The organism is Nonomuraea lactucae (genome assembly GCF_003313395.1).
GTDB lineage: Bacteria > Actinomycetota > Actinomycetes > Streptosporangiales > Streptosporangiaceae > Nonomuraea > Nonomuraea lactucae.
Genome location: NZ_QNFZ01001023.1, coordinates 1 through 17,086, shown reverse-complemented (window position 1 = coordinate 17,086; position 17,086 = coordinate 1). Strand labels below are relative to the sequence as shown.

Genomic DNA, 17,086 nt, shown 5'->3' with positions numbered 1-17,086 from the left:
CGCCGCGGCCGTTCCGGCCGCGCCCGCCGCAGCGCCCCAGGCTCCGGTCGCCGTCGCGCCCGAGGCGGTCGAGGTCGACACCACACTCCGCGGACGCACCGAGAAGATGTCGCGCCTGCGGCAGACCATGTCCAAGCGGCTGGTCGAGTCGCTGCAGACCGCGGCCCAGCTCACCACGGTCGTCGAGGTCGACGTCACCAAGATCGCGCGGCTGCGCGATCGGGCGAAGGCCGAGTTCCTGCGCCGCGAGGGCGTCAAGCTGTCGTTCATGCCGTTCTTCGAGATGGCCGCGATCGAGGCGCTCAAGCAGCACCCCAAGCTCAACGCGACGATCAACAACGAGACCATGGAGGTCACCTACTTCGACGTCGAGCACCTGGGCATCGCCGTCGACACCGAGCGCGGGCTGATCGCCGCCGTCATCAAGAACGCCGGCGACCTCAACCTCGCCGGGCTGGCCCGCAAGACCGCCGACCTCGCCGAGCGCACCCGCGCCAACAAGGTGACGCCCGACGAGATCACCGGCGGCACCTTCACGCTGACCAACACCGGCAGCCGCGGCGCCCTGTTCGACACGCCGATCCTCAACCAGCCGCAGGTCGGCATGCTCGGCACCGGCGCCGTCGTCAAGCGTCCTGTGGTGATCGACACCGCCGAGGGTGAGGTCATCGCGGTCCGCTCGATGGTCTACCTGGCGCTCACCTACGACCACCGCCTGGTCGACGGGGCCGACGCCGCCCGCTTCCTGACGACGGTCAAGCGCCGCCTCGAAGAGGGCCGCTTCGAGGCCCAGCTCGGCCTGGCCTGACCCACCCCTCCCGGTGCCCGCCCAGGGCACCGGGAGCCGTTCTTCCCCTCTTCCTGTACGGCTCTTCCTGTACGGCTCTTCCTTACGGCACAGCCGAGTAGGCCGCCACCCACCGCACGTGGCCGGGGGCTCCAGGAAGACGCCCGCTGACCCCGCACAGGGCCGGGCGCCGTGGCAGACTCCGTCACCACCGCCCTCCAGACCCCCGTCACCACCGCCTCCAGACCCCCGTCGCCACGGCCTCCAAGACCCGCGTCGGCCCGCCACCTGAGCTCGCGTAGGCCCCACCCCAGAAACGCGGGGTCGCGCCGCACCCCACTCCCCCATCACCTCGGCGATGGTGAGCCGTATGACCGCCCAGACGGCCGGCTGGGCGGCGTTGCGGCGGCCCGCCACCCGGCGGTCAGCGGGCGTCTCCCTGGGGAGCGGGCCGGTTGCAGGGGGTCAAGGCCGCCTCGTTCTTGATCCTCAGGCTGATCACATACGTGCGGCCTTGACCTCCTGAAGCCGGTTTGCTCGGCTCCCCTGGGCGATGGCAGACGGGACTTGAGGTCTTTGGGGCCAAGATCTCAAAACGGGGCATACCGTGGATGGCCAATGGGAAGGGCTTGCCTCCTGCCCGTACTGTTCCCCCTCCTGCCCCGTTTTGTGATCTTGGGAGGTGGGTCCCCCGCAGATTGGCCCCGAAACGACCCTCCGCTCCCGAACATGCCCCCAGCCGCCAAGTAGCGGGGTGAGAGATCATGATTGCGGTTCATGATCGGGTTCGGGTGCTTCGGGAGTGGGAGCCGGAGAAGCTGATCGCGGCGTGGACGCTGACAAGGGTCACGATCGTCATCTGACAAGACCCGCCTGATTCCTCTGGATTGACGTATGCCGATATCGGCATATGATAGCGGCCATGGCACGAGCAGCGACGACGTCGGACGTCTTCAACGCGATCGCCGAGCCGCAGCGCCGGGAGATCCTGGTACTGCTGCGGGCGGGTGAGCGGCCGGTGACCGAGTTGGCCCAGGAGCTGGGGATGACCCAGCCGCGGGCGTCCAAGCACTTGCGGGTGCTCCGGGAGGTCGGGCTGGTGCGGGACCGTAAGGCGGGCAAGCAGCGCCTGTATGGCCTGGACGCCCGCGGGCTGCGACCGGTCCACGAGTGGACCGGCGGGTTCGAGCGGTTCTGGAACGAGAGCTTCGACCGGCTGGACGCCTACGTGCAGGACCTCAAGCAGGCAAGTCAGGAAGGAAGTAACTGATGAGCGAGACGGGACAAGGAGCGCCGGCGCAGTCCGCGACGGCCGACCGCGAGATTATGATCTCCCGGGTCATCGACGCCCCACGGGAGCTGGTGTTCGAGGCGTTCACCGAGGTGCGGCACCTGTCGCGGTGGTGGGGGCCAGAGGGGTTCACCACCACCACGCGGTCCTTCGAGTTCCACGTCGGCGGGGAGTGGGACTTCGTGATGCACGGGCCGGACGGGACGGACTACCAGGAGTGGATCACCTGGACCGAGATCGTCCCGCCGGAGGGGATCGCGCTGCTGCACGGCGAATACCGCGGCGACCCGAACTCCTTCGAGTCGGTCCTCGTGTTCGCGCCCGACGGGGCGGCGACCCGGATCGAGATGCGCACGGTGTTCGCCACCAAGGAGCTGCGCGACGAAGCGGTCGAGAAATACCACGCGATCGAGGGCGGACAGCAGACCCTGAGCAACCTGGCTGCCTACGTCACCGAGATCGTTCGGAAGGGAGCTGAGGGATGATGGCCGGGAAGGTGTTCTTCAGCGTGTCGATGTCGCTGGACGGTTTCATCGCACCCGAGTCCCTCGGAGATTTGATGGGGCGGCAGTGGATGGAACTGCAGCGGTGGATCTTCCCACAGCGGTTCTTCCGGGAGAACCTGAAGCTCGGCGAGGGCGGCGAGGAAGGGCGCGACAACGACATCGTGCGGGAGACGTTCGAGCGCACCGGCGCGAGCGTGATGGGCAAGCGCATGTTCGACGCCGGCGAGCAGATGTGGCCGGAGGAGGCGCCGTTCCACACGCCGGTGTTCGTCGTGACGCACGAGAAGCGTGACCCCTGGGAGCGGCCGGGTGGGACCACCTTCCACTTCGTCAACGACGGCATCGAGACCGCGCTCGACCTGGCCCGCGAGGCCGCTGGCGACCGCGCCGTCCGCATCGCGGGCGGCGGCGCGACGATCCTGGAGTACGTGAACGCCAGCCTGGTCGACGAGTTCTCGATCGCGCTGTCACCCGTGCTGTTCGGCTCCGGAATCCGCCTGTTCGAGGGCGTGGACGCGGGCCGCGTGGCCCTGGAGCAGGTCCGCGCGGAGCCGACGCAGCGAGTGACCCACCTGACCTACGCAGTCCGGAAGCGGTAACTGTCTCGACCTCAGCGCTCCCCCGCCGAGGTCAGCAGCGCGATGAGACCCTCGATGCGCTGAGCGTCAGGGCCCTCCCCGCTCCCGAACCTGTCCCAGCCGCCAGGTAGCTTCCCCGTGACTACGCGGGCTCGCCGTATTCGGCGACGTTATGCCGCGTAGTTCTCCGCGAAAATGGCCCGGCCCCGGGGACGTAGATCTCGCGGCGGCGCAGCGCGTCCTTCAGCGACACGATCACGCACAGCTCGTAGGAGGCCCGCTCGATGGTGCCGTCGGCGTCGACGACCGCTTCCAACCAGCCGTCCGGTACTACCCCTTGGATGGGGGACGTTCTCCGTTGCGTCGTAGTGGCGGGTGGTGTTCGGGATGTCGGCGTAGCGCTGCAGCAGGTCCAGTCCAGGGCGTCCATCACCGGCCGGTAAGCGGTGTTGTTGCACTTGAACGCGATCGCGGCCAGCAGCTGTGCCGTAGATGATGGATGCGGAGAAAACGGGAAAGGGGCCGGGATGATCGTTGTGACGGGGGCGTCCGGGTTGCTGGGTGGGGCGCTGGTGCGCGAGTTGCGCGGGCGTGGTGAGCGGGTGGTGACGCTGGTACGGCGGGAGCCGCGGGGGCCCGACGAGAGGGTGTGGGAGCCGTCCGGAGGCGGGCTGGACCCGGCGGCGATCGAGGGGGTCCGGGGCGTGGTGCACCTGGCCGGGGCGCCCATCGCCGGGCAGCGCTGGAACGCCGCCTACAAGCGGGAGCTCGTGCGGAGCCGGGTGGAGGGCACGCGGACGCTGGTGGGCGCGTTGCGGGAGCTGTCGAGGCCGCCCGAGGTGCTGGTGTCGGCCTCCGGCGTGGACTTCTACGGCGACACCGGGGATCGGGTCGTCGACGAGCAGGCCGGGAAGGGCGAGGGGTTCCTGGCGGACCTGTGCGAGCGGTGGGAGGGCGAGGCCCGGGAGGCGGAGGAACTGGGCGTCAGGACCGTGCGGTTGCGGACCGGGCTGGTGCTGAGCGGCCGGGGAGGGGCGCTCGGGCGGATGCTGCCCGTCTTCAGGGTCGGGCTGGGCGCGCCGCTGGGCTCCGGGAAGCAGTATTGGTCGTGGATCTCGGAGGACGACTGGGTGGGCGCGACCCTGCACGTGCTGGAGCGTCCGGAGCTGTCCGGGCCGGTGAACCTCACCTCCCCCTCCCCCGTCACCAACGCCGAGTTCACCAGGTCCCTCGGCAGGGCGCTGCGGAAGGGCACGCTGCCGATGCCGGTCCCGGCGTTCGCGCTGAGTGCGGGGCTCGGCGAGTTCGCCCGGGAGGCGCTGCTGCACGGCCACCGGATCGTGCCGCGAAAGCTGCAGGACAGCGGGTACGGCTTCGCCCATAGCGGTCTCGACGAGGCGCTACGGGCCGTACTCTAGGGTGCTGTCCGTCGTAGAGCAGACGCGGGAGACACCGACATGACGAGGTCCGGGCAGTCGCACATCCTTGCCATCGGCGGCGGTTCGTTCCGGCCGACCGACCGATACGGGTTCGTCGAGGCGAGCCCCCTGCTGCGCTACGGCCTCGACCTGACCGGCCAGGACCGGCCCAAGCTCGGCCTGGTCGCCACCGCGGTCGGTGACAGCTCAGAGTGGCTGCTCAAGATGTACGGGGCGTTCGCCGGGTGGGACGTCGAGGTGAGCCACCTGACCGTGTTCCCCATGCCGAACGTGCCTGACCCTCGGGCATGGATCCTGGAGCAGGACATGATCTACGTCTCCGGCGGCAGCGTGGCCAACCTGATGGCGCTCTGGCGGCTGCACGGCCTGGACGAGGCGTTCGAGGAGGCGTGGCGGTCAGGGGTGGTGCTGTCGGGGCAGAGCGCGGGGGCGCTGTGCTGGCACGTCGGCGGCAACACCGACTCCTTCGGCCCCGAGCTGCGGGTGTGGGCCGACGGGCTGGCGCTGCTGCCCTACTCCTGCGGGGTGCACTACAACGCCGAGCCGCAGCGCCGCCCGCTGCTGCAGCAGTCGGTCGCGAGCGGCGAGCTGCCCGACGGCTACGCCGCCGACGAGGGCGTCGGGCTGCACTACGTGGGCGCCGAGTTCATCCAGGCGGTGACGACCGAGCCCGGCTCGTACGCCTACCGGCTGGAGCACGACGGCACCGGCGGCGTGAAGGAGTTCAGGATCGAGCCTCGGCTGCTGACCTCCTGAATTACCCTTCATGGGTGACGGAACGGCACAATGGTCCCATGCGCCCCAAGCACGGGGTCGATCCCCACGCACTAGCCATCGTCCGCCTCGGTGTCGACGTCCCCTACGAGCAGGCTTGGGCGTTGCAGCGCCGGGTGCACGGCAAACGGGTCGGCGGTGAGCTGACCGACACGGTCCTCATGCTGGAGCACGCGCCGGTCTACACGGCGGGCAGCCGCACCGCTCCCCATGAGCGCCCCTCCGACGGCACCCCGGTGATCGACGTCGACCGGGGCGGACGCGTCACCTGGCACGGTCCTGGCCAGCTCGTGGCCTACCCGATCGTCGCGGTCGGCGACGTGACGCGCTACGTGTGCCGCCTCGAGGACGCGATGATCCAGATCTGCGCCGACTTCGGCGTCACGGCCCGGCGCGTGACCGGGCGCGGCGGCGTGTGGGCGGCGGGCGACGCGAGCCTCGGGCTGCCCGACCGGCTGCTGGGCGCGGTGGGGATCCGGGTCTCGCGCGGGGTGACCATGCACGGGCTCGCGCTCAACTGCGCCAACGATCCTCGCTGGTTCAACCGGATCGTGCCGTGCGGCATCCCCGACGTGGGCGTCTCGACGCTGTCGGCCGAGACGGGCAGGCGGATCGTGGTCGAGGAGGTCCTGCCGATCGCGGAGAAGCGGCTGGCGGAGGCGCTCGGCCTGGAACCGTTCGACCTGCACGAGGAAGACCTGCTGCGCGCCTGAGACCGCGCGCGGGTGACGGCGACCTCAGCCCCCGTCCGCGCCGGGCGCCCCTCGCGCGTTCCGGCTCGGCGGGAGACGTAAGCTGGGTCCGTGACCGTTGCACCTGAAGGCCGAAAGCTCCTCCGCCTGGAGGTGCGCAACGCCGAGACCCCCATTGAGCGCAAGCCCCCGTGGATCAAGACCAAGCTGAGGACGGGCCCCGAATACACCGAGCTCAAGTCGCTCGTGCGCCGCGAGGGCCTGCACACGGTCTGTGAGGAGGCCGGCTGCCCCAATATCTACGAGTGCTGGGAGGACCGAGAGGCGACGTTCCTCATCGGCGGCGACCAGTGCACGCGGCGGTGCGACTTCTGCCAGATCGACACGGGCAAGCCCAAGGAGTACGACAAGGACGAGCCGCGCCGCGTGGCCGAGTCGGTCCAGCAGATGGGCCTGCGCTACGCCACGGTGACCGGCGTCGCGCGCGACGACCTGCCCGACGGCGGCGCCTGGCTCTACGCCGAGACCGCGCGGCAGATCCACGCGCTGCTGCCCGGCTGCGGGGTCGAGCTGCTGGTGCCCGACTTCAACGGCGACCGTGAGCAGCTTCAGGAGGTCTTCTCCGCCAAGCCTGAGGTGTTCGCGCACAATGTCGAGACGGTGCCGCGCATCTTCAAGCGCATCCGGCCGGCGTTCCGCTACGACCGCTCGCTGGCCGTGATCACGACGGCCCGCGAGGCCGGCCTGGTCACCAAGTCCAACCTGATCCTGGGCATGGGCGAGACCCGCGAGGAGATCGTCGAGGCGATGCGCGACCTGCACGCCGCCGGCACCGACCTGCTGACGATCACCCAGTACCTCCGGCCCACGCCGCGCCACCACCCGGTGGAGCGCTGGGTCAAGCCCGAGGAGTTCGTGGAGCTGCAGGCGGAGGCCGAGGCGATCGGCTTCGCCGGGGTGCTGTCCGGTCCGCTGGTCCGCTCCTCCTACCGGGCGGGCAGGCTCTACCAGCAGGCCATCGAGGCCCGCCAGTCGGCCTGACCGGCCGCGTGCCGGCGGCCGGTCAGCCGACGGCCACCACCGCCGCCTGTCACCGCAGGTAACGTTTTCCTTTCGTCACCCGTTGCTTTGTATCCTTCAGAGCATGGCGAAGTCCGTGGATCCAGAGAAGCCGGGGCGCATCAAGCAGCTCCGCATGATCGCGCAGGTCATCAAGCAGGCGAACCCCAAGGGGATGCCGATCGTCTTCCTGTCGGCGGTCGGCACGCTGGCTGTGGTCGTCGTGATCGGCCTGGTCACGGGCTACCTGTGGTATTCGTTGTTCCTCGGCGTCCTCGCGGCGATCACCGTGGGCCTGGTGGTGTTCGGGCAGCTCGCGCAGCGCGCCCAGTATTCGATCCTGCACGGCCAGACCGGCGCGGGCGCCGCGGTGCTGCAGGGCATGCGGGGCAACTGGCAGGTCACCCCGGCCATCGCGGTCAACCGCGACCAGGACCTGATCCACCTGGTGATCGGCCACCCGGGCGTCGTGCTGGTGTCCGAGGGGCCGGGCAGCCGGGTCGCGAAGATGCTGGCCGCCGAGAAGAAGCGGGTAGCGCGAGTGGTGCTGGGCGTCGAGATCTACGACATCCAGTGCGGTGACGGCGAGGGGCAGGTGCCGCTGGCCAAGCTGCAGCGGCACGTCATGAAGCTGCCGCGCAACCTGAAGAAGCCCGCGGTCAACGAGGTGAAGGACCGCCTGCGGTCGCTGCCGAAGAACGTCCCGATGCCCAAGGGCCCGATCCCGAAGGGCGCCCGCATGCCGCGCGGCCCCAAGATGCGCTAGCGCCGTGCGGCCCCGTGACGCGCTGGTGCCGTCGGTCTCGTCGCGGGCCAACCGCGGCTGGTGGGACGGCAACGCCGACGACTACCAGGTCGAGCACGGCGAGTTCCTGCGCGACACCGGTTTCGTGTGGTGCCCGGAGGGCGTGGACGAGGCCGAGGCGCGCCTGCTGGGCGAGGTGCGCGGGCGGCGGGTGCTGGAGGTGGGCTGCGGCGCCGCGCAGTGCGCGCGGTGGCTGATGACGCGGGGCGCCGAGGTGGCCGCGTTCGACCTGTCGCACCGCCAGCTGCGCCACTCCCGGCGCATCGACGAGGCCACCGGCCTGCGCGTGCCGGTGGTGCAGGCCGACGCCGAGGCGCTGCCGTTCGCCGGCTCCAGCTTCGACCTGGCCTGCTCGGCGTTCGGGGCTCTGCCGTTCGTGGCCGACCCGCTCGCGGTGTTCCGCGAGGTGCGCCGGGTGCTCAGGCCGGGCGGCGCGTTCGTCTTCTCCGTCAGCCATCCGATCCGCTGGGCGTTCCCCGACGACCCCGGACCGCGCGGGCTGACTTGCGACCGCTCCTACTTCGACCGCTCCCCCTACGTCGAGCACGACGAGGACGGCACACCGGCGTACGTCGAGCACCACCGCACGATGGGCGACTGGGTGAGCCTGATCGTCGCCTCCGGCCTCGCCGTCGCGGGCCTGCTGGAGCCGGAGTGGCCGGAGGGGCACGACAGGGTGTGGGGAGGCTGGAGCCCGCTGCGCGGCAGGCACCTCCCCGGCACCGCCATCTTCACCACCCTCCGGCCGTAGCGGCGGTCCGGCGGCGCGCTGCGCACCGGGTCCCGAGCCGGACCCGGTACGCCTGACGCCTCCCGCTACAGCCGGGCGCACTGCCCGGCCGACGGGCCGCCGACCGTGTTGGCCAGGCCGTTGTCGAGGGGCGGCGGGTCGTTCGCCGTGCAGGCGAGCGGCCCCTTCAGCGTGCTGGCGCTGATCACCGGTCCCTGGTTGCGGACGAACGCGACCGGCCCGCCGATCCTGGAGTTCTCCACGGACACCTCCGCGACGCCGGTCGCGGTGACGGGACCGCCCACGGAGGCGTCCACCAGCACCACCCGCTCGGCGCCCGCCGCGGTGACCGGACCGCCGATCGTGACCGCGGCCGGCGCCACGAGCGAGGCGCCCTTCCGTACCACGACGGGTCCTGTCACGGTCGCGCCCGCCGCCAGGCACGTGACGCCTGAGCCGACCGTGAGGGGGCCCTGGTGGGTGACGTCGACCGTGCGCGTGCAGGTGGGGTCGGGGGCGGCGAGGAGTTCGAGCTCGGCCAGGGAGCCGGAGGCGGTGAGCCGGTAGTGGGCGTAACGGCCCGGCTGGGCGATCTTGAACGGCCGGGTCTGCCTCGCCCAGGCGAACGTCTGCCCAGCCCGCTGGTCGATCACCGTCCATGCCGTGCCGTCGTGTGAGCCCTCCAGCTTCCACGACGCGGGGGCGTTCGCCGCCGCCGACGTGAGGGTGTAGAAGGTCACCTTCTCCCGCGTTCCCGCCTTGAGCGTGATATTTCCGGAAATGGGGGTGGTGGTGGCCGACGTGTCGTCCGACAGGGCGGCCGGTCCCCCGGTGACCGGGATGTCGCGCAGCGGCCGGGGCGTCTCACCGTCAGGGGTGATCGACGCCGGCGGCTCACCCCACGCGGACGGTTCGGGCCCCATCTCGAAGTCCAGTACGGCGCCCGCCGCCAGCACGTCGTGCGGCAGCGACGTCGAGGCCCACGGCCTGCCGTTGACCTTCAGGCCCTGCACGTAGACGTTCTTCGCGCTGTTGCCCGGAGCCCTGACGACCAGGTCACCGCCGCCGGGCAGGTGCACGGTCGCCTTGGTGAACAGCGGCGAACCGACGGCGTAGTCCTGGCTGCCGACCTGCAGCGGGTAGAAGCCGAGGGCGCTGAAGACGTACCAGGCCGACATCTCGCCGTTGTCCTCGTCGCCCGGGTAGCCCTGCCCGATCTCGCTGCCCAGGTACAGGCGTGAGAGGACCTCCCTGACCTTGGCCTGCGTCTTCCACGCCTGCCCGGCATGGTCGTACATGTAGGGGATGTGGTGCGAGGGCTGGTTGCTGTGGCCGTACTGGCCCATGCGCACGTCCCTGGCCTCGCGCATCTCGTGGATGACGCCGCCGTAGGAGCCGGGGAAGGTGGCGGTCTCCTGGGTGGCGAAGAAGTCGTCCAGTTTCCTGGCCAGGCCCGCCCTGCCGCCGTAGAGGGCGGCCAGGCCCGCGCCGTCGTGGGGGGCATGGAAGGCCATGTTCCAGCCGTTGGTCTCGGTGTAGTCGTAGCCCCAGACGCGAGGGTCGTAGGTGCTCTTGGGGTGGCGCCACCTGCCCCTGGAGTCGCGGCCCTGGAAGAAGCCGACGGCCGGGTCGAACATGTTCACGTAGTTGAGCGCCCGGTTGCGGAAGTACTCGGCCTCCTCCAGGTATCTGGCCCTCTCCGCCCCCGTGGCCTCGGCGGCCAGGGCATTCGCCATGTTGGCGACGCCGTGGTCGTTGATGTAGCCGTCCAGGGCCCACGACATCCCCTCGCCCACCTCGTCCAGCGCGGTGTAGCCGCGGAAGATCGAGGTCTGCAGGCCCTTGCGGCCGACGGCCGGGGTCGGCGGCACGACCGTGGCGTTCTTCAGCGCCGCCGCGTACGCGGACCTGGCGTCGAAGCCGCGCACGCCCTTGGCGTAGGCGTCTGCGAACGCCACGTCGGAGCTGGTGCCCACCATGAGGTCGGCATAGCCCGGCGAGGACCACCGGGCGATCCAGCCGCCGTCGCGGTACTGCTGGACGAACCCGTCCACCAGCTCTCCCGCCCGCGGCGACAGCAGCGAGTAGGCCGGCCAGGTGGTGCGGTAGGTGTCCCAGAACCCGTTGTTCACGTAGATCTTGCCGTCCACGATCCTCGACCCGGTCCGGGTGGGCGTGTCCGGCCCGGTCCTCGGCGAGACGGGGCTGGCGTACCGGTAGGCGGGGCTCGCGGCGGTGCCGGTGTTCTCGAAGCCCGAGTTCGGATAGAGGAACAGCCGGTAGAGGCTGGAGTAGAGCGTGGTGAGCTGGTCGCGGCTCGCGCCCTCGACCTCGACGACGCCGAGCCGGTCCTCCCACGCCTTCTCCGCCCGTGCCCGGACCTCGTCGAACGTGCCGTCCTCCAGCTCCAGGTTGCGCCTGGCCTGCTCGACGCTGATGAACGAGGTGGCGATGCGCATCGTGACCTGCTTGGCGCCGAAGGCCACGTACCCGGTCACGTTGTCCCGGCCCGCGCCGGTCAGCTTGCCACCGGCCGTGGGCGGCCGGTCGAAGACGGCGTAGACGAACATGCGGGTGGAGCCCGCCGACAGGCCGCTGCGCGCGTCGGTGTAGCCGGTCACCACGCCGCCGTCGACGGTGAGGCCGCCGCTGTCGTTGTAGTTGTCGAAGATCAGGCTGCCGCCGTCGCCGGGGAACGTGAACCGGAAGATCGCCGCGTGGTCGGCGGGCGCGATCTCGGTACGGATGCCGTTGAGCAGGTCGACCCCGTAGTAGTACGGCCTGGCCGTCTCGCCCGAGTGCAGGAACGGGGTGGCCCGGGCGACCCGGTCCGGGTTCGGCCGCTGCAGCAGGGAGGGCATGACCTGGAACGACTGCCGGTCGCCCATCCACGGGCTGGGCTGGTGGCTGGCGGCGAACGCCTGGAGGGTGGGCACGTTGTCCGGGTTGCCGTTGCGGTGGTACTCGTACAGCCAGGAGTTGGAGCCCGAGCCGGTGACCGGCGTCCAGAAGTTGAAGCCGTGCGGCACGGCGGTGGCCGGGAAGTTGTTGCCCCGCGAGAAGCCGCCGGTCGAGTGGGTGCCCCGGGTGGTCACGACGTGGTCGGCCAGGCTGGTGACCTCGGCGGGCGTTGTGTTGGCGATCGTGATGTCGTCCACCCAGCCCTTGAAGGGCAGCGGCCCGGCGGGCGCGTCGAACGCGACGAGGACGCGCTTGATCCGCTTGCCCCTGGCGACGTCGCCGAGGCGGGCGCGCTTGAGGTTCCACTGGTCGGCGTAGAGGGTCTTGGACTCGCCCTGCGCCCTGGCCCGCAGGGTGATGCCGTGCTGGTCCCCGGGCCGGAGGTCGCTGAGGTAGGTGCCGTCCGAGAAGGCCAGGTCCACGCTCGCGTACGTGCTGGGGTAGCTCAGCGAGGCCCCGGTGAACTCCGGGAACACCAGGTACGACAGCTCGGTCTCGCCGGTGACCTCGATGTCGGTCTCGAACACCTTGTTCGTTGAGTGCCCGCCCCGGTCGGTGGTCGTGCTGCCGGAGTAGCGCAGCGCCTTCACCCCGGTGAACCCGGCGCGCGGCTTGGCCGTGTAGCCGCTGGCGGGGCCGGGGCCGATCAGGCTGCGCATGGCCGTGGGCGGCTTCGGCGTGCTATCGCCGTCGCTGAGCTGCAGCTCGGCGAGCTGGACGATGCCGCCGGAGCCGTTCCTGGTGACGTTCAGCCGGTAGTGCAGGTAGGGCGCGGGGGTGGCCACCTCGAACTCGCGGGTCTTCAGCCTGCCGTCGAACGTCTGGCCGGCCCGCGTGTCCACGGCGGTCCAGCTCTGCCCGTCGGCGGAGCCTTCCAGGGTCCAGTCGCGCGGGTCGCGCTCGGGCGCGTCGTTGGCCGAGGCCAGGGCGTACCTGACGACCTTGATGGGCTTGGCGAGCTTCACCGACACCCAGCCGGTGCCTGCGAACACCAGCCACTTGGTGTTGACGTCGCCGTCGAGCAGGTTCTCCTTGACCTCGCCAGCGGCCGCGTGCTCGCCGCTGGCGGCGACGTCGACGACCTCGTCGGTGATGCTGCCGGGGATGCCGCCCGTCGTGCTGCCGGTGACGCCCTCGGCCTGCTTGCCGTCCTCGACGGTGTTGAGCCAGGCGGGCTGGGGGTCACCGATCTCGAAGGAGGAGTGGAACAGCGCGCCCGGCGGGGCCGTATCGGTTCTGGGGGTGGTGCGGCGGGCGCCCGGCGGAGGGGTCACCTCCTCGATCGGCGCGGGCTGCGTGGGCGCCGCGGACGGCGCGTCCGACGGAAGGGGTGACGGTGGCGGGTCCGTCGCCACCGCTCCGGGCGGTGGCGGATCAGCGACCGCCACGCCGGATAAGCCGAGGAGTCCGAGTACGGCGGCGGCGACCGCCACGACCGCTTGAGATCTGCGCATGACGCCTCCTGACAACGTTGTCAACAGAAGATCCCGGTACGACAACGTTGTCAACGAGGCGTGCGGCTACGGCTTCATCACATCCGCACGACCATGGTGTTGGACACCCGCTCGTGCAGGCCGCGGTGGTCGCGGTCGAAGATGAGCGCCGGGACGGCCAGGGCGAGCAGCACGGTGCGCACCAGCACGGGCAGCAGCCGAGGGTCGCCCCCGTCCATCGCGGCCACCCTGACGCCGGCCAGCCGGTGCCCGAACGTCTGGCCCATGAGCGCCACCAGCACGAGATACTGCGCCGCGAACACGACCGCGGGCACCCACGGCGACACGGCGGGGTCGATGCCGAGCAGCAGCCGCGTGACGGCCCAGGTGCAGATCGTCCAGTCGATGACCAGCGCGGCGATCCGCCGGCCCCACCCGGCGATCGATCCGCTGCCCTCCTCGGGCAGGCCCAGCCGCTCCCCCGGATAGCCGAGGTCGACCCCGGCCGCCCTCATGCCGCCCAGCCAGGTCTGCGTCCAGCGCGGCTCGTTGCTGCTCATGCCCTCCACGGTATCCGGGGGGAAGAGCGGTCCGGCTCACGGCCCAGGCCGCGCCTTCGTGACCCAACCGCGTCGTATCAAGGTCATCATGGTCCGCATGCCAGACGGGGATGACCTTGACGCGCGCTTCAACGAGCTCGTCTCACAGATCGGCGCCGGCGAACGGCGCCGGATGCGGACGGCGGCCGGCAAGGGGGCACGGCCGCCCAGACCATCCAGATCACCCAGGCCACCCAGACAGCCCGGACAGCCCGGACAGCCCCGACGGCTGGGGAGGGGACTGCGCTCCGCCGCCGTGGTGATCGCGGTGGTCTGCGCGGGCCTGCTGGTCGTGGCCTTACGCCCCGACCTGCTGTCCATGCCCGCCCCGCAGGCCGGCCCGGTGCCCGAGGAGACGCTGCCGGTGACCGCAGGAGGCAGGCCCGCCGGCCCGTTCGTCGGATCGCCCGCGGAGCGGTACGCCGACGGCGCGGCCGGCTTCGTGATGCCGCGGGCGAGGGCGCTGGGAGGCCTGCCGGAGAAGGACGTGGCCAGGGCGCTGGATCGGACTCGCGAGCTGCTGGCGGCAGCTCACCTGGACCGCCGGACCCTCATGGGCGGCCGGCCCGACGCCTTCGTCAGGGCGCTCGACCGCTCGCAGCGCCCGTGGTTCCGCGAGCACCTGGACACCAGGGGGGACGGCTTCGACACCCGAAGGTGGGTGGCCAGCTTCGCCCCCAGGACGGCCGAGCTCTCCACCCCCGTCATCAAGGTCGACGGCACGGCGACCGTCGCCGCGGCCAGGCAGGACGGCGCCCCCGGCGTCAAGATCAGGCTCAACCACCTGATCGTGTACGCCGTGCACCGGCCCGGCCAGCCGGGCACGACGATCCGGGTGGTCCTCCACGCCACGGGGACCGTGCTGGCGCACCGCGTGAACGGCCGGCCGGCGCTCTGGGTGAAGGACTGGGGTTACACCAGCACACCGGTGCGCTGCGACGTGGAGGACGCCTTCGTCCATCCCCTCTACGACGACTCCCCGCCCGACAAGGTGGGAGGCACCGGCGCGCCGTCGGATCCGTACGATCTGGACGACGAGCCGGACGACGAGGGAGGGTGCTCCAGGTCAGAGGGGACCTGACGCGCTTAACACGTGCGAAACAATCGGGACACCGAGCGGAAACGGCCACGACTTAGCGTCGGTCTGATATCAGTCCCCAGGGAGGTTCGAGAGTGTTCAACTCCGCCGACGACGTCCTGAAGTTCATCAGTGACGAAGGGGTGCAGTTCGTCGATGTCAGGTTCACCGACCTGCCGGGGACGACTCACCACTTCACCTTCCCGGTCGAGAACTTCAACGGCAGCGTCTTCACCGACGGTCTCATGTTCGACGGCTCGTCCATCCGTGGCTTCCAGGCCATCCACGAGTCCGACATGCTTCTGCTGCCCGACCCGACGAGCGCCGTGGTGGACCCGTTCCGCCAGCACAAGACCCTCAACATCAACTTCTTCGTGCACGACCCGCTGACGGGTGAGGCCTACAGCCGCGACCCGCGCAACGTGGCGCGCAAGGCGGAGGAATACCTCAAGGGCACCGGCATCGCCGACACGGTCTACTTCGGCCCCGAGGCCGAGTTCTACATATTCGACGACGTTCGCTTCGAGACGAGGCAGAACGCCGGCTACTACTACATCGACTCCATCGAGGGCGCCTGGAACACCGGCAAGGCCACCGAGGGCGGCAACCTCGGCTACAAGCCGCGCTACAAGGGCGGCTACTTCCCGGTGCCGCCGATGGACCACTTCACCGACCTGCGCTCCGAGATGGTGCGCAACCTCATCGAGTGCGGCATCGACGTCGAGATGCAGCACCACGAGGTGGGCACGGCCGGCCAGGCAGAGATCGACTTCAAGTTCGGCACGCTGCTCAAGACGGCCGACAACCTGATGCTCTACAAGTACATCATCAAGAGCACGGCCCTGGAGTTCGGCCACACGGTCACGTTCATGCCCAAGCCGATCTTCGGTGACAACGGCTCCGGCATGCACTGCCACCAGTCGCTGTGGAAGGACGGCTCGCCGCTCTTCTACGACGAGGTCGGCTACGCGGGCCTGTCCGACACGGCCCGCTACTACATCGGCGGCCTGCTCAGGCACGCCCCGTCGCTGCTGGCCTTCACCAACCCGACGGTCAACTCCTACCACCGCCTGGTGCCCGGCTACGAGGCCCCGGTCAACCTGGTCTACAGCCAGCGCAACCGGTCCGCCTGCGTGCGCATCCCGATCACGGGCTCCAACCCCAAGGCCAAGCGCATCGAGTTCCGGGTGCCCGACCCGTCGTGCAACCCGTACTTCGCGTTCTCGGCCATGCTGATGGCCGGCCTCGACGGCATCCGCAACAAGATCGAGCCGCCGGAGCCGGTCGACAAGGACCTCTACGAGCTCCCGCCGGAGGAGGCCCGCCAGGTCCCGCAGGTCCCGGGCTCCCTGCCCGAGGTCCTCACCGCCCTGGAGGCCGACCACGACTACCTCCTCGAAGGCGGCGTGTTCACGCCGGACCTGATCGAGACGTGGGTGGCCTACAAGCGCGAGAACGAGGTCGACCCGATCCGCCTGCGCCCGCACCCGCACGAGTTCGAGCTCTACTACGACGTGTGACGGCAGGGTCTTCCGGCCTGGCGATCTGAGCGACGTCAGTCCGAACAGAACGGGAACACACGGCCCGGCATCGTGATCGATGCCGGGCCGTTTCCGTGCTGGTGGGGTTACCGGCCGCTGCGGGACCATCATCATCATAGGTCCAGAGCGGCGCAGGATTTGGCGAACTGTTTGTCGGCAGCCGCGATGGAATTGTTCCGCGGTCGACCTGGGATTCGTTACCATTCGCATTCCCGGCGGTTATGCGCTGGTGCTCGCAGGGTTCCAGCAGGACCGGTGCTCGAAGGGCTCCGCGCAGTAGGGTCATGCGCGCTGCCGCCACATCGCAGGATCAGAGAGCCCGTAAATGGTAGATCATGATGTGCTGGACAGACGGCTCGACGATGTGGCCAAGACCTTGACCGGAGCGATTGCCGGTATCGCCGGACTGCTGGCGATATTCGGCATTGCCAATGACAGAGCCCTGGTCGCCTTCAACAACCGGAGCGTCACGATGTCCCTTGCCTTTGCCGGGGCCATAGTCGCCACGATATGCAGTGTCGCGGCCTTCTTCACCCCGCCCACCAAGAGCGGGAACACTCTGGAAGGCTTCCTGCTCGGCTTCGGGACGGTGCTGTATCTCGCGGGGCTGGTCCTCGGGGTCAGGACCGTGGCCGAGGAGGCGATGGGCAACGGGCGCCGTCCGTAAAAACCTCCAGAATGCCACGACTCAGTCTCGAAGCAGGGGCCGGGCTGCGTGACCATTCGCCTGCCTGAGATGCCACCCGCGCAACGGCGATAGACGATCTACCGGGGTCGGACCGGTGGCCGGGACCGCCCTGTCGGGGGGGCGGT

Annotated in this window: 16 protein-coding genes; 13 read left to right on the top strand and 3 right to left on the bottom strand. The window is 70.2% G+C overall.

Features of this window, described 5'->3' with window-relative positions:
• The 4 genes from DQW85_RS37760 to DQW85_RS37745 all read left to right on the top strand — a co-directional run.
• Positions 1–808 (top strand): 2-oxo acid dehydrogenase subunit E2 (locus DQW85_RS37760; RefSeq protein ID WP_205315705.1); only part of this gene is annotated, 808 nt, incomplete at its 5' end.
• Positions 809–1,709: 901 nt separating this feature from the next.
• Positions 1,710–2,057 (top strand): ArsR/SmtB family transcription factor, encoded by a 348-nt coding sequence (locus tag DQW85_RS37755; RefSeq protein ID WP_113704532.1) that lies wholly within the window; start codon positions 1,710–1,712, stop codon positions 2,055–2,057.
• Complete coding sequence (locus DQW85_RS37750; RefSeq protein ID WP_113704531.1) at positions 2,057–2,563, top strand: SRPBCC family protein; 507 nt, start codon at positions 2,057–2,059, stop codon at positions 2,561–2,563. The genes DQW85_RS37755 and DQW85_RS37750 overlap by 1 nt, the downstream gene beginning before the upstream one ends.
• Entirely contained in the window at positions 2,560–3,183 is a 624-nt protein-coding gene (locus DQW85_RS37745; protein WP_205315704.1) for a dihydrofolate reductase family protein, read from the top strand. The genes DQW85_RS37750 and DQW85_RS37745 overlap by 4 nt, the downstream gene beginning before the upstream one ends.
• A gap of 121 nt (positions 3,184–3,304) precedes the next feature.
• On the opposite strand, the gene DQW85_RS45110 is transcribed toward DQW85_RS37745, so the two are convergent.
• Complete coding sequence (locus tag DQW85_RS45110; protein WP_162795696.1) at positions 3,305–3,478, bottom strand: hypothetical protein; 174 nt, start codon at positions 3,476–3,478, stop codon at positions 3,305–3,307.
• A 211-nt stretch (positions 3,479–3,689) separates the two neighbouring features.
• On the opposite strand from DQW85_RS45110, the gene DQW85_RS37740 reads away from it, so the two are divergent.
• The 6 genes from DQW85_RS37740 to DQW85_RS37715 all read left to right on the top strand — a co-directional run bounded on the left by DQW85_RS37740 (position 3,690) and on the right by DQW85_RS37715 (position 8,682).
• The gene (locus DQW85_RS37740; protein ID WP_113704530.1) at positions 3,690–4,580 is read left to right on the top strand and encodes a TIGR01777 family oxidoreductase; all 891 of its coding nucleotides are present in this window, start codon (positions 3,690–3,692) and stop codon (positions 4,578–4,580) included.
• Between the two features lie 39 nt (positions 4,581–4,619).
• Positions 4,620–5,357 (top strand): Type 1 glutamine amidotransferase-like domain-containing protein, encoded by a 738-nt coding sequence (locus DQW85_RS37735; protein ID WP_113704529.1) that lies wholly within the window; start codon positions 4,620–4,622, stop codon positions 5,355–5,357.
• 38 nt (positions 5,358–5,395) lie between these two features.
• Entirely contained in the window at positions 5,396–6,088 is a 693-nt protein-coding gene (lipB, locus tag DQW85_RS37730) for a lipoyl(octanoyl) transferase LipB (protein WP_113704528.1), read from the top strand.
• Between the two features lie 90 nt (positions 6,089–6,178).
• On the top strand, positions 6,179–7,108 hold the full coding sequence (gene lipA, locus DQW85_RS37725; protein ID WP_113704527.1) for a lipoyl synthase: 930 nt from the start codon (positions 6,179–6,181) through the stop codon (positions 7,106–7,108).
• A 103-nt stretch (positions 7,109–7,211) separates the two neighbouring features.
• Positions 7,212–7,892, top strand: a complete 681-nt coding sequence (locus DQW85_RS37720; protein ID WP_113704526.1) for a DUF4191 domain-containing protein — start codon at positions 7,212–7,214, stop codon at positions 7,890–7,892.
• A 4-nt stretch (positions 7,893–7,896) separates the two neighbouring features.
• Positions 7,897–8,682, top strand: coding sequence for a class I SAM-dependent methyltransferase (locus tag DQW85_RS37715; RefSeq protein WP_240197688.1), 786 nt, complete (start codon positions 7,897–7,899; stop codon positions 8,680–8,682).
• Between the two features lie 65 nt (positions 8,683–8,747).
• Here the strand turns inward: DQW85_RS37715 and DQW85_RS37710 are convergent, their stop codons facing one another.
• The gene (locus tag DQW85_RS37710) at positions 8,748–13,076 is read right to left on the bottom strand and encodes a GH92 family glycosyl hydrolase (RefSeq protein WP_113704525.1); all 4,329 of its coding nucleotides are present in this window, start codon (positions 13,074–13,076) and stop codon (positions 8,748–8,750) included.
• A 77-nt stretch (positions 13,077–13,153) separates the two neighbouring features.
• Entirely contained in the window at positions 13,154–13,615 is a 462-nt protein-coding gene (locus tag DQW85_RS37705) for an RDD family protein (RefSeq protein WP_113704524.1), read from the bottom strand.
• 295 nt (positions 13,616–13,910) lie between these two features.
• On the opposite strand from DQW85_RS37705, the gene DQW85_RS37700 reads away from it, so the two are divergent.
• The 3 genes from DQW85_RS37700 (at position 13,911) to DQW85_RS37690 (ending at position 16,940) form a co-directional block, all read left to right on the top strand.
• Entirely contained in the window at positions 13,911–14,735 is an 825-nt protein-coding gene (locus DQW85_RS37700) for a hypothetical protein (protein ID WP_113704523.1), read from the top strand.
• Positions 14,736–14,827: 92 nt separating this feature from the next.
• Positions 14,828–16,252 carry a type I glutamate--ammonia ligase gene (gene glnA / locus DQW85_RS37695; protein ID WP_113704522.1) on the top strand — a complete coding sequence of 475 codons (1,425 nt, stop codon included), beginning with the start codon at positions 14,828–14,830 and terminating at the stop codon, positions 16,250–16,252.
• A 361-nt stretch (positions 16,253–16,613) separates the two neighbouring features.
• Positions 16,614–16,940, top strand: coding sequence for a hypothetical protein (locus DQW85_RS37690; RefSeq protein WP_113704521.1), 327 nt, complete (start codon positions 16,614–16,616; stop codon positions 16,938–16,940).
• The last annotated feature ends 146 nt before the right edge of the window (positions 16,941–17,086 follow it).

Excerpts from the sequence above, each read along its gene's own strand:
- DQW85_RS37740 (WP_113704530.1), top strand. The coding sequence starts at position 3,690 with ATGATCGTTGTGACGGGGGCGTCCGGGTTGCTGGGTGGGGCGCTGGTG.
- lipB (WP_113704528.1), top strand. The coding sequence starts at position 5,396 with ATGCGCCCCAAGCACGGGGTCGATCCCCACGCACTAGCCATCGTCCGC.
- DQW85_RS37720 (WP_113704526.1), top strand. The coding sequence starts at position 7,212 with ATGGCGAAGTCCGTGGATCCAGAGAAGCCGGGGCGCATCAAGCAGCTC.
- DQW85_RS37710 (WP_113704525.1), bottom strand. The coding sequence starts at position 13,076 with ATGCGCAGATCTCAAGCGGTCGTGGCGGTCGCCGCCGCCGTACTCGGA.
- DQW85_RS37755 (WP_113704532.1), top strand. The coding sequence starts at position 1,710 with ATGGCACGAGCAGCGACGACGTCGGACGTCTTCAACGCGATCGCCGAG.
- DQW85_RS37745 (WP_205315704.1), top strand. The coding sequence starts at position 2,560 with ATGATGGCCGGGAAGGTGTTCTTCAGCGTGTCGATGTCGCTGGACGGT.
- DQW85_RS37750 (WP_113704531.1), top strand. The coding sequence starts at position 2,057 with ATGAGCGAGACGGGACAAGGAGCGCCGGCGCAGTCCGCGACGGCCGAC.
- DQW85_RS37735 (WP_113704529.1), top strand. The coding sequence starts at position 4,620 with ATGACGAGGTCCGGGCAGTCGCACATCCTTGCCATCGGCGGCGGTTCG.
- DQW85_RS37705 (WP_113704524.1), bottom strand. The coding sequence starts at position 13,615 with ATGAGCAGCAACGAGCCGCGCTGGACGCAGACCTGGCTGGGCGGCATG.